14 protein-coding genes and 1 pseudogene are annotated in these 12,511 nt (G+C 39.7%); 13 read left to right on the plus strand and 2 right to left on the minus strand.

Translation table 11 applies throughout. From position 1 onward, the window contains the following. Positions 1–102: 102 nt before the first annotated feature. Positions 103–306, minus strand: coding sequence for a hypothetical protein (locus tag ASG89_RS36715; protein WP_157276811.1), 204 nt, complete (start codon positions 304–306; stop codon positions 103–105). A 322-nt stretch (positions 307–628) separates the two neighbouring features. Between ASG89_RS36715 and ASG89_RS26365 the strand changes: the two genes are divergently transcribed. Both ASG89_RS26365 and ASG89_RS37890 read left to right on the plus strand, forming a co-directional pair. Beyond that, the gene (locus ASG89_RS26365) at positions 629–1,549 is read left to right on the plus strand and encodes a hypothetical protein (RefSeq protein WP_057314016.1); all 921 of its coding nucleotides are present in this window, start codon (positions 629–631) and stop codon (positions 1,547–1,549) included. A 677-nt stretch (positions 1,550–2,226) separates the two neighbouring features. After that, on the plus strand, positions 2,227–2,577 hold the full coding sequence (locus ASG89_RS37890) for a hypothetical protein (RefSeq protein ID WP_235549928.1): 351 nt from the start codon (positions 2,227–2,229) through the stop codon (positions 2,575–2,577). A gap of 77 nt (positions 2,578–2,654) precedes the next feature. Here the strand turns inward: ASG89_RS37890 and ASG89_RS37895 are convergent, their stop codons facing one another. Beyond that, a complete protein-coding gene (locus tag ASG89_RS37895) occupies positions 2,655–2,849 on the minus strand; it encodes a hypothetical protein (RefSeq protein ID WP_235549929.1) in 195 nt (64 codons plus the stop codon). A gap of 49 nt (positions 2,850–2,898) precedes the next feature. On the opposite strand from ASG89_RS37895, the gene ASG89_RS26375 reads away from it, so the two are divergent. The 11 genes and pseudogenes from ASG89_RS26375 to ASG89_RS26425 form a co-directional block, all read left to right on the plus strand. Beyond that, positions 2,899–4,233: a histidine--tRNA ligase gene (locus ASG89_RS26375; protein WP_057314036.1), complete on the plus strand. Its 1,335-nt coding sequence runs from the start codon at positions 2,899–2,901 to the stop codon at positions 4,231–4,233. Positions 4,234–4,322: 89 nt separating this feature from the next. Further along, a complete protein-coding gene (locus ASG89_RS26380) occupies positions 4,323–4,685 on the plus strand; it encodes a hypothetical protein (RefSeq protein ID WP_057314019.1) in 363 nt (120 codons plus the stop codon). 159 nt (positions 4,686–4,844) lie between these two features. Next, complete coding sequence (locus tag ASG89_RS26385) at positions 4,845–5,222, plus strand: hypothetical protein (RefSeq protein WP_057314021.1); 378 nt, start codon at positions 4,845–4,847, stop codon at positions 5,220–5,222. 209 nt (positions 5,223–5,431) lie between these two features. Next, complete coding sequence (locus tag ASG89_RS26390) at positions 5,432–5,659, plus strand: GNAT family N-acetyltransferase (RefSeq protein ID WP_235549935.1); 228 nt, start codon at positions 5,432–5,434, stop codon at positions 5,657–5,659. 471 nt (positions 5,660–6,130) lie between these two features. After that, positions 6,131–7,411 (plus strand): hypothetical protein, encoded by a 1,281-nt coding sequence (locus ASG89_RS26395; protein WP_057314024.1) that lies wholly within the window; start codon positions 6,131–6,133, stop codon positions 7,409–7,411. A gap of 26 nt (positions 7,412–7,437) precedes the next feature. Next, the gene (locus tag ASG89_RS26400; RefSeq protein WP_157276812.1) at positions 7,438–8,271 is read left to right on the plus strand and encodes a hypothetical protein; all 834 of its coding nucleotides are present in this window, start codon (positions 7,438–7,440) and stop codon (positions 8,269–8,271) included. A gap of 285 nt (positions 8,272–8,556) precedes the next feature. Then, entirely contained in the window at positions 8,557–10,074 is a 1,518-nt protein-coding gene (locus ASG89_RS26405; protein ID WP_235549930.1) for a stalk domain-containing protein, read from the plus strand. 47 nt (positions 10,075–10,121) lie between these two features. After that, entirely contained in the window at positions 10,122–10,337 is a 216-nt protein-coding gene (locus tag ASG89_RS37900; protein WP_235549931.1) for a hypothetical protein, read from the plus strand. 199 nt (positions 10,338–10,536) lie between these two features. Beyond that, on the plus strand, positions 10,537–10,962 hold the full coding sequence (locus ASG89_RS26415; RefSeq protein ID WP_057314030.1) for an SRPBCC family protein: 426 nt from the start codon (positions 10,537–10,539) through the stop codon (positions 10,960–10,962). 337 nt (positions 10,963–11,299) lie between these two features. Continuing rightward, a complete protein-coding gene (locus ASG89_RS26420) occupies positions 11,300–11,875 on the plus strand; it encodes a GNAT family N-acetyltransferase (protein WP_057314032.1) in 576 nt (191 codons plus the stop codon). Between the two features lie 226 nt (positions 11,876–12,101). Continuing rightward, a pseudogene (locus ASG89_RS26425) lies at positions 12,102–12,511 on the plus strand (IS110 family transposase); the annotation flags it as partial.

The raw sequence follows: 12,511 nt of genomic DNA on the forward strand, positions 1-12,511 counted from the left end.
ATGTTTTTGTCTTTCGAGAGCTTCGAGCTTTTTTAGCAAGTCATTCTCCGCTTCCAACAGTCTGATCCGGGCTTCTGCACCGTTTTAGTTTCTGTTCAGCCGTTAACTCGCCTTCAGTCGATCTTCCCGTACTGTTCTTGCCTCGGCGATCTTCAGCAATCCTGCCTCTCCGCACTTATGATACTGATCTCTCCACCACTTTAAACACTTCTTAGGCTTCTCGTTACCAACAGCTGAGATGTCATCTGCGTTCAAGAAAATCTCCATCGGTGTCTCACCTTGTTCATACGCCTTCACCGCTTCCAACGTTCAAATTGAGTTCCAGCCGTCTTCTTTGGTTTTCAGTGAACAGTCTGTTTGCGCCTCTTACTTTTCCCATGAGCCTCTCCCAATTCCCATAAAACTTGATTAAAACACAAATGACCCGTAAGAGGGTCACTTTCTTCAAAGTGTTTATCATACGGGTCACAGTTCAGAGTTGGGGTGAAGTCCCTTTTTTATGCCTGAGAATCCTTGCGTATGAGGGGCTCAGGATTATGAAAAATGCTCATTTAAGTATGAAATGTATTTTTTTGTTGAATACTATACTATTAAGTTGATATTGTGATCAAAAAAGAAGGAGCATAGAATGAAATATTTCTGGACCAATACAATTTGGTATATAATTTTAGGAATTGCCTCTATTATAGAACTAACTTTTGGGATAATTAACAACAAAAGAAAAAAGCTTTTATTGGGTTTGTTTATTAGTATTGTGGGAGTAACTGTTATGTGTGAAATTATTATCATGGCTGATTTTAAGTCTTATTCATACTACCCAAAGATTTTACCAGAATCATGGCAACATTTTAAGCTTCCTCATGCTGAATATTATTGGCACAATGAATCGATTATTGGTAATTATTTTTCACAGGTGTCTGTATCAGCAACAGCTATTTTGCTAGCAGCTCGTAATCTAAAGTTTTATTGGTATGTAATTAGTATCGTTCTATACTGCCTAGTAGAAGAGTTGTTTTTATATTTAGGTATTTATAGTCATAATTGGTACCGGACATGGATGACATTTGTTGGTCTTATAATTCTTTTTGGTGTAACAAAATTAATATATATGAAAAGCCTAAAAGGAAACGGCCGAGTTTTGAATTTTATTTATATTTTGTTTGGATTATTGGGTTTAAATTGGTTCACATCACCTGGCTGGTTCATGTATTTGTTTGGAGTTCAGACGTTAACAGCCAATTTGTTTTCGACCCCTTCCGCCAATGCAGCTTCTATGTATGCCGGTTTAACATTTTTACAGGGAAGTATTGCAATGACCACATATTTTTTAAAGCCTAAGTGGTGGTGGTATATTATTGTATCAGGTTTTCTCTTCTTGCAACATTATCTTTTATATATATTTAATTTTAACGTCTTTAAGTATTGGTGGGGGTTTGGTGTTTTTTCTACTACATGGATTATGGGAACATGGTTGCAAATCTATATTTTGGATAAACTATATGATGGCACCAACAAAAAGAGTTTCAGGTATGCGAAATGGAACAGGTAGCAAATCTCCTTATTAGTAGGTTTGTACCAGCATGTTAGAATATTACTTACGTCAGATCCTGTTTTAGTAGCTAATACTTTAGATTCAAGCCCATCTTCTTGAATCAATTGTGCTAAGTCAGATACAGCTACTTTTCTCTTTTTGACCCGTTCTCTATTGATCAGATCATGACCGTCCTGGATGTCCCAATACATACCGCGTCTAATACTTTATTTTTCAATCCAACACTTTATTTTCTTTGGACAACATGAACGCTTAATATAAAATCATAAGTGGATGTCTGTAACTTATCTGTAGGGGTAATACCAGCCTAGCTGTCACCACCCTCAGGCAATCAGAAATCGGCTTATAAAGTCCGCTAAAGTTGTACAGAACGGAGGCGAATGCGTGTCCGCTAATGCTTAGCGTATAAAACCGTCATTTATCTATACTCGTCGTAATGAGTGACTTTACAGTATTCAATGTATCTTCACTCATTATTTTTATTACTTTGTTGATGCTATAACTCTATTGAATTTTATAGTATTTATAGTATATTAATGAGGTTGAGGACGTAGCCCAAGCGAAGGCGCGGGAGTAAAAGATTTTGTTTTAAAAGTAGCAAGGAAACCAACAGGAGTGGTTTAATGAGGGTTGTCAGTCTTTAGACAAAAGATGGTAAAACACGGTATATGCTGATGAATCCAAATAATGAACCCGTACAGCCGGTTCTACAGTATTTGAAATTCAAAGATAACAGTGGTGCAGCTCGGAATACTTTACGGTCCTTCTGTTTCCACTTGAAGTTATTTTTTGAATACCTTGAGCAAGTGCAGAAAGATTATCGAGAAATTGGTTTAGACGAGTTAGCCGAGTTCATGCGTTGGCTACAGAATCCATATAAACACGCTAAGGTATCCCCCATTCAATCGAATGAGCCGATTCGAACCTTGGATGAACTCGTGCAGTCTCTTCCAGTTAATAAACAAGAATTCCTTACCGGTAAGGAAGCTAAGCAACAATACGGATTAAAGGCTGATCTGCCGTAAGTAAAAGAAAGCACTTGAATCGTTAAGCTAACGGGAGTAGAGCGCGGCTACAAAACCTACAAGTTATAATATGGAAATCAATCTTGCGTGAGTTGAAGTGATCCGTTATAATCGGTGTATTCAAGTGTCGAAGGGGATTGAACCTCATGAAAAGAATCATGTTGAATCAACTTCATCATCACAAAAGGCGTTAGCACACCTGAGAAAAATTCAGGGTGGGCTAACGCTTTTCGCGTTGGCCTCCCTGCGGCATATCGAACGCGCAGGACCATGAGGTCCGGCGCGTTTTTTATTTTATCAAAGTTGAAGGGAATGATGATTGTGCAAAATGTAAAAGGTACCTATGATTTCTTCGGAAAGGAACAATCGCTTAGGAAAAAAGTTCAATCCACACTTCAAGAAGTATTTGAACTATATGATTTTGATGGGATGGATTCTACTATATTAAGCGAACTCGATCTTTTGGCATCGAAGTATGCAGGCGGCGATGAAATACTGAAGGAAATGTACCAAATAACGGATCAAGGTATGCGAAATCTTGGACTTAGATATGATCTCACTATTCCTTTTGCAAAAGTGATCGCATTAAATCCAGGTATTGAACTTCCTTATAAGAGGTACGAAATTGGTAAGGTTTTTCGGGATGGGCCCGTTAAAAGAGGTCGTTTACGTGAATTTTTACAGTGTGATGTTGATGTAGTTGGAATCGCGGGACCTGAGGCAGAGGTTGAGTTAATGCAGTTAGCAGTTGAAATTTTCAAAAGGCTGGAGATTCCGATTACACTCAAGTGGAACAATAGACGGTTTTTGAGTGAAGTTCTTGAATCAATTGACGTACCTTCCGATGAAAAGCTATCTGTCATGTTGACACTCGACAAAATAAAAAAAGTTGGAAATGACGGAGTTATAAAAGAGCTTGTTAGCAAAGGGCTAGATGCTCAAGTAACCAACTCAATAAAGGAATTACTTGAATTGAATAACTCATCGTTTGAAATTGTATCAAGAAAATATGGAATCCAAGATAAGCCTGGCGCGCTAGAAGTCCAATCACTTCAAAATATTATTCATGACTTAGGATTAGAGCAAATATGTAAGTTTGATCCCTTCCTGTCACGTGGGTTATCGTTTTATACAGGAACGGTCTATGAGATCTTTGATGCCTCTGGCTCTTTCTCTTCAAGCTTAGGCGGCGGTGGTCGTTATGATGCCATAATTGGACAGCTAATCGGTAGAGATGATATTCAATATCCAACAGTAGGAATTTCTTTTGGTATGGAATCAATCATGGCGATGCTTGAGAGTCGACCAGCTCAAATTTCAAGTGCTTTAGTCGTTGTCATTCCTATAGGGGAAACTGTAACAGAAGTGCTTAAAACAGCAGCTAAACTGCGAGCAAGTGGTTTTCGTACAAAGACAGATACAAGTGGGCGAAAGTTAAGGAAATCTCTAGCAACTGCCTCATCTAATGGAATTCGGTATGTGATTTTGATAGGTGAAAATGAAGAGAAACTTGGAAAACTACGTTTGAAAGACATGGACGAGCAGAAGGAGTTAGTACTGAGCATTCAGGAGGTTATTGACTTAATCTCCACAACTATTACGTCAGTGGGCTATAACTCTATGGCTCATAATTGTAAACCAATTACAATATTGTAGTGACTGCCGATAAACTGGCAGCTCTATTACGCTAAAGGGCTTATGCAAACCGAGCTATTGAAAACTCAGAAGGGTGGTGGGAAGTAACAATGTATATTAGATTTCATGGTAATTATAATAGTCCTAAAACTAAAAAACCATATGGTATCTTTGTAGTAATATATCACCTATATCGTGATGGAAAACTTTCAGAATGGGAGAGCAAGCTATATCTCGAGACCAAAGACTGGTTTGAACGAAATTTACCTAACCCACCGTTTTATGAGGATAATAATTCAATTAACGCTGTAACTTGGTTTAAAGATGTTGATAGAACAGAAACCATGCTAGTTCATCTAGAACCTTTCTTTGGAATTGCTGAGAGACATCGAATACAAATAATAAAATCTGTTTCCAGAGAACTTCCTGGGGTTCTTGCATACGAGGATGAATATCAAGTTGGAGTATTCTAGGTTGTTGCCTATTACTAAACATAATGATAATTGGAACGCGGATGAACAACTTAAGAATATTGAAAAATCTAACAAATGTACGTCACTTACATTCGGCCACTAAAGCCCTAAGCTAACGGGAACGAGAGTTTAATAAGCTTATGTATAGGTGGTGTAAAAATGAAAATTACAATTTATGACGATAAAAATCATACACTTGTTTACTTATATTTCTACGCCAGAGAGGATTGCATTAGATTGAATAGTGGTGGTGAATCAGATAAAAACTGTAATTTGTTATTCGACGATGAAAATGAGTGGATCGGGTTGTCGATAGAGAGTGACTACAAAATTCAGGATCTCATAAACCAAGGTAATAGCATAATAACTCGAACTAATAAGACATGGCATGTGCTTTTTGATAAGAATGTAAAAATTGTAAGAGAAGAACTACATGGTTGTATAACTGATTTACATAATAATAATTACACTGGAATTGAACTTATTCTGTTAAAAGGAGCAGTACCAAATAGAAAGTATGCTATAGGTCTGCTATAAATTGTTGAAGTTCAGATCATTGCGCTAACGTAAGAATATAATTGAACGGCTGCCGCGAGGCAGCCTTTATTAAGTTAACGGGCAGTAGAGCGTGGTGGATGATCAACTTTAGAGTCAGATCTCGAGACTCAATTTTAATAGCTGTTTTGTACCAATCAAGATCAAAAACTTAGTGGTAAGATGAATGGGTGATTTCCAAATTGAAAGGGGTGATGTGGTATGAAAAATATCCATGCAGTGGTTGTTGCAATGAAGGGTGTTCAATTATAGTCATAGAGGGAATAAATCCTCTGTCTTGTAAGAAGCCAGACGGGGATGGTAACCACTGGATACCTGCAATAATGATTGATGAAAATCACCAGGGTAAGGGCTACGGAAAGGCAGCAATGAAAAAATTAATTGAGCCTTGGGGTTTAATAAGGCAAGCGAAGAGATAATTGATGGTGAAATCATACGTATACTTCAACTTAATTAAAAAACTGTTTATCAATAAAACGTATGGTGGTAGACCTATTGATATTGAATATTGGAACGACATACATACCTTAGAAAACAAAGGTAGTCAAATTGATATTTACATTCCATCCAAATAAAAGATCCTATGGAATTGAAATACGAATGACAAAACTAACGAGGAATGTTTGTTAAGTCAGTTCATGGAGCAGATGCCATCACGGCATCTGCTCTATTTCTCATTAAAGGGAGTTTAATAAAGTTCTAAGTGCTCTCGTATTTCGAAACTTTTTATATTGATTTTGCGTCTATTGGTATAATGGAAAATTTTGGGGTATATTTTTGCTGATATTTGTGAAGTGACAAGGTGGATTCTACTATGGCAGTTGCCTTGTCATCAACCAAGTGAAGTTATCAAATATATTTGAAATTTTATTTGAGAAAGGTGTGTCTGCATGAAAAAGGTTGCTAAGTATGCACTAGCGATGTCAGTATTGTACGGTGGGTTCAGTTTTTTAAGCACCTCAGCTACGGCGACAATCGATTTGATGTCAAATAGACAGTTGGTTGTTCTATCGGAGACGAAACTGCTAGAAGACTATAGAAATCCAAATTCTATCGTTGGCTCAATTTCCGGTATGCAGATGGTAGAAGTGGCTTGTACTCTGAATGAACTGAATGAACCGAAAAACTGTTTAGCAAACATCCGAGGTAAAGATTATATACGTATAAAAACCTGGATGGGAGAAAAATGGATCGAGGATGATAACAAAATTACTGCTGGCGGATATTGGGAAGAAGAAAGGGATATTACCCTTGTTGAAGATATGAAGTTATATGACCAACCGGATGTTGGTGTGTATTCCAGAGCCGAACCACCTAAAGATATAATATCACCACAAAAGGTGCATGTAACAGCCGTTTATAAATATTTATACAAAGGGGCTCATACAGGAAGAGCCATGTTGGAAGCTCCAATGTGGTATAGCATTTCTACTAAACAAGAGGGTCAGAAGTGGATTGTCGATCCATTTATCCCTGAAGACTTTCAGCATGAGGAGAAATCAACTGACCGGGTCGTTAAAATGACAGGAAACGAATTGCTTTATGATCATCCCTATGAAGTAGAGGGAAAAGGAGTGAAATCGACTCCTGGATTAGTTCAAGCGGTATCAAGCTCCACTTTCAACATTAAGACTCAAATTTATGGATGGTTCAAGATTCAATTACAGGATGGCAATTTTAAATGGGTTAAATCGTTTCCTCTATTTGAATCTGAGAGTGGTCCGTTAATGATATCTGACTTAGATAACGAAAAGATAACACTGCGAACTGCCACACGCTATTTCGACATCGACGGTGACGCAAGCATTAGTTTACAAAATTGGCTACAGCCGGGAACATATGCAGCTAACAAAATAAATGAAGGTTGGGCACGTATCCAAACTCCATTCGGTTGGAAAGTGGTCAACCTTGATAGAGCACCATATGAACGACCTCAGGGCATTACAATTACACAAGAAAAAGTAAAATTAACCTCAGAAACAAAAACTTACTATTTTCCACTGACAGGAGAAGTTTCCCATAAAGCTGGCACCTTCAAAGATCAGGAAGTCCTATCTTTTGAAAAGTGGATTTCCCCAGAGGGGGTCAATTGGTATCATATTTCAACTTACAGTGGTATCGTTTGGGTACCGGATAAACCGTTACAGGAATATGAGGGATTTATATATTGACGAACATAGTCCGGTTTATCGGTATAATGATACCGATATTGCTTGGTATTCTCGCTTGCAGTGATGATCAGGTTCATCATACCAGTATGCCCACAGCAAACTCTCGACATAGTGACCAGCAATCGGTTTATAGACCTGACTTGTTTCTTGAGAAAATAGCTTTTCCCTTCGGAGAGGGTCTGGGACAACCACTAGAGTCAGGCGCTCCTCCTTCTGAGGCGAAGCTTATCAAAAGCTTTGCTCTATCTCGCTCTGAGGCGGAAGTTCGTATTTATAAAAGTGGTGGTGATGCCTCACCAATATATACGGGGTATCTCAAAGGTAGGAACTCAGAATGGAAGTTGGGTAACTTGACTAATTTTAATGAAAATCAAGCTTGGATTAATCCGCTGAATTTCTTAACTGGGGATGTGTCTGGCGCGTATATTGAAATCCCTTTTGGTAAAATTGCAAAAAATGGGTTGGTGATTTATCATCACAAGACCGATACATGGAAGATAATCGATTTTCAAGGCCATACCGTCATTCCGATGGATCTCGACAATGACGGTGTCCCTGAATGGGTCGGAAACCAGACGGATTGGGTGCCGCCTGCTGTGGAGATCCATCGTTGGGTCGCAGAGTATGATCGTTTCGAATCGACAGTTATTCAATGGGATAGTAGTCTCTTCCCTGATGAGGCTAAAGAAGAAGTGTTTTACTCATCCCTTTTTGTGGAGGAGGGGAAGTATTTCATCGAAATTGGCAACAGAGATGGTTACGCCTTTTTTACATTTGACCACGGGTTTTTAAAACAGTACAAACCCGCCGACACCAGAAGCCGCGTCTTGGAAATGCAAATGGCACGACAGCATCATTAATTTTGAATATGACGGTGAACAATAGCGAAAATAAATCAGGGAGCAGATCGTCTCGCGGCAGCTGCTCCCTAAATTCGTTGGAGTAGCGGGCAGCATTTGCTCCCTAAAAAACGGGAGAAGTTATGGAAGGAGATGAAGTGCCAAACATTAGCAATGTACTTTATTCATGCTTGAATGATAAAGTAATATTGCTTTTGTGTTTTTATTTGCAACGACCCGTATTCTTTACTTTACTAGATGAGCAACTTAGAAGGGAATTCCTAAATGAAAACTTGTTCAAAAATTATGGCAACAATTCTGTTGTCTGCCGCACTTTTCTGCACGAACTTGAATACAACACAAGCATCCGCTAAAACTTTTAACGATGTGTCCCCTAGCTTTTGGGGAAATTCAAATATCCAATGGGCTATTGAAAATAACATTGTAGATGGATACCCTGATAATTCATTTAAGCTGAATCAAAATGTTGAACAGGCAGAATTTATATCAATGCTTATCCGCGCATACCAACCAAGCGATTATGATCCTACGTCAGAAACGGGAGAATGGTCAGAACCTTATATTAGATATGCCAATAAAATGGGATGGAAAGTGGTTACTCCTTCATCTTCCGGCGGGCATACGAGTCCTGTATATTTAAATAGGGGGATGGTGGCACAATATCTTGCAAACGCTACTGGTAAAAATTACAGTACATTTGCTTCCATACAATACTTGTTTGATCTTGGACTATCAGAAGGCAAGACAGATAAGAGCATAAACGGATTCCAAAAAAGTGATGAAGTAACACGAACAGAAGCACTTACGTTTATTGAACGATTGAAAAAGCAAGTGAACACACTGCAATCAAGTCCTATGACCGAAGAAAATTATGACTGGATGAGAGACTTAAATGCCGAAGATATTAGTATTCAGGTAATGAACAAACAGTTGCCCACAGACAGCTCGCCTGTTATCGTTCAGGGCACGGTGATGGTTCCGATTAACACCGTCTCAGAATCACTCGGCGCGTCAGTCGAGTGGAATCAGCAGCAAACAACGGCTATCGTTTCGAAGTGGTCCAGGCATGTTACGATGACGATCGGGAAAGATACAGCTTTTTTTGAGAATAATGCTGCGGGTGAAGCGTTCGACGTTTTATTTGTTGTTCCGGTCAGAACGATCAATAACCGCGTATATGTACCTTTGCGGTTAGTTGCAGAGATGCTTGGCTACAACGTGGATTATCAAAACAATACGGTCTCGATACAGTCGCCGTATGCAGGTCGGTACAATGAGAACTACTTCGCTCAGATCTTCTCAGGTGACTTGGAAAGAAGTAGATCCATCTTGACAGCTAATATGGGGGCATACGGTTTACGTAATTATGAGCACCCGCCGTTGCAACCAATATTCAGTGCTTCTAAAGTGGCATACCTGTTTCCAGAGGGAGAAGCGCTGCGATTTTTCATGATTGAAGACAATGAAACCATCACTTTTTTTGAATATAAAGATGATTTTATTGTGGCAACTTGGCAGGCTCATGTCGAACAGACGGAAGGTAACGCCATTCAACAATTGTTTGCGGATAAACTTAAGGACCGCACAGGATCGACGCCAAAAATCAACAAGCCCTTTCTCTATTTCTACGTTGAACCTTTCGGTCTTACGGTCCATCGATCAGGCCGCATTGAAGTCGATGGAAGGTATACAGAAACCGGATACCAAAGCGCGCGCGAAGATATGACGAGTTCATTTGGAACGATTTCGCTCGTACTCCCGAATGAGGTGCGGAAGGAAATCGTAACAATACCACAAAGTTGATATCCCGCGGATTGGTTTTACCCGACCAGAATCTTCTATTGCGGTAAGTGGAAGCGTTTGAGCAATTCGATATCCATGCGCTTGTGTCGTTGTTCCATGAGGAAGGCTGTATGTCTATGCCGCCTTTCGCAATGTGGATAGGCGGGCAAGAAGATTTGTCCGCGTTTATTGCACTTACCCGTTGGCATTGCGATGGGTATAAATTTTTGCCAACTACAGTGAATGGCGCTTATCCGGCTCTGGCACAAATATGTGCCGGGTAAGGAGGTATCCGTCGTAGTGCTTTGGGGCATTCACGTGATTGAAGTAAACGATAATCGGATATTCCATGTTCAAAATTTTATAAATGCAATATTATTTTCCCGATTAGGGCTTCCAGAACAAATAGACCGATGAATTCGGAGATTGGCATTCGTCTATATTAATGAGAAACAAAATTCCCGTAAAGAGGTGTCCATCACAATGGAAACAAGCAATTCAACTAAAGTAACCGTAGAGACTGTCGTTCAAGCCCCTGTAGCAAAAGTATGGAGCTGTTGGACCGAGCCGGACCACATTACAAAGTGGAATCAACCTTCCGAGGAATGGCATGCGCCAAGAGCGGAGAATGATTTGCGAGTAGGCGGCAAATTCCTGACAAGGATGGAAGCGAGGGATGGCAGCATGGGTTTTGATTTTAGCGGAATTTACGACGAAGTGAAGCTGCATGATACGATTGCCTACACATTGGGAGACGGTCGGAAAGTGGATATTGCGTTCGTCGATCAAGGCGAGACCACTAAGGTCGTTGAAAACTTCGATCCCGAGAGCACTCACCCCGTTGAATTCCAACAGGCGGGTTGGCAAGCGATTCTGGATAGTTTCAAACGATATACGGAAGCATCATAATAAAAACGAAACGCGCTCTGCCTCCAAAAGACGGCAGAGCGCGTTTTGTCTGGATGAAAGAGCAATCAATCTTCGTTTGTTCTGTTCCCTATCCATTATTGTTATTTTGATCTATCGGTAGATGATAGCATGGCGACATGATGGCAACCGTCGTATGATCACGAAAGTCTATGTTATTCTGCTAACGCAAAACGATAGTGAAATAGCAGTTGCTTCGGCAGCCGTTTTTGTTTTCCGCTAACGGGCAGCAGTTTTGTTAAATCAAAAATTACCTATCAGCAGATTGATTCACCAGTTATAATATGGGGGAATTATCAAACTATTGGAGGAATCCCCCATGCGGAATATAGATTATAATAATTATTTTTGGCAAGATGAGGTTATAAGATTGCGCGCAATACAGCCAGAAGATTGGGAAGGCCACTACATCAACCGTTTTGATACACCAGCACGACGCTTGTTAGAGTGTGCTGTTGAGCTACCTCCCACAGTTTCAGAAGCAAAATCTTTTGCAGAGAACTTTTCTGACTTTTCATCGAATAGACTTGTGTTTACTATTGAGAATTTGAATGGTGAAAATGTTGGAGGAATTAACTTAAACAGTATCGATGAAAGAAATGGTACCTTTAGTATCGGGATTCAAATCGATAGAGATTATCGAGGAAAGGGATTCGGTAAACGGGCTGTACAGATACTTTTAAAATATGCATTCTTTGAGCGAAGGCTTAATAAATTCAATGATAACGTTCTTGAAGGGAACGAGGCATCGGCTGCAATGCTGAGGAACGTAGGTTGTATTCAAGAAGGGGTCTGTCGGCAAGTGTTTTACACTAATGGAAGATACTACGATTCCATATTGTTTGGGCTAACAAAGGATGAATATGTAGAACGCTATTACAAAGGTTCAGTGTAATACTTAACCAGGGATTAAGCGGGAAACTTATGTTCAATTAACTACAAGATGAGGCTACCGCTATGGTAGCCTCATTAAGCTATCGGGCAGCATTCCTATTATGTAGAAATATGAGGTTTGAAAAACAAAAAGACTCCTTGGTATGATGTTTATGGGTCCCAGATGCTGGCCAGCGTCGGATCCAAAAACGCGTCGGATCCAAAAACAAAACCAAGGAGACTACAACATGCATTCTACTCAAAATGAACGAATTAATCAAATCACTTCTTCTACTTTAATTATCGGTGTCGACATCGCAAAATTCAAACATGTTGGCTCGTGCACAAGACTTCCGTGGAGTCGAGTTCGGGAAGCCCATCACGTTTGAGAACAATCGAGAAGGCCTTGAGTTGTTCATGAGTTGGTTCCATGAGATTTCAATGGAACAAGGGCTCCAAGACGTTATCGTTGGCATGGAACCAACAGGCCACTACTGGCTGAACCTTGCTCATTTTCTAAAAGAAAAGCAAGTGAAATACGCTGTAGTGAATCCACTGCACGTGAAGAAAAGTAAAGAATTAGATGACAATTCTCCAACAAAGAATGACATTAAAGATGCGAAAGTGATCGCACAGCTGGTCAAGGATGGGAGATACG

Source organism: Paenibacillus sp. Soil766, assembly GCF_001428105.1.
Lineage (GTDB): Bacteria > Bacillota > Bacilli > Paenibacillales > NBRC-103111 > Paenibacillus_E.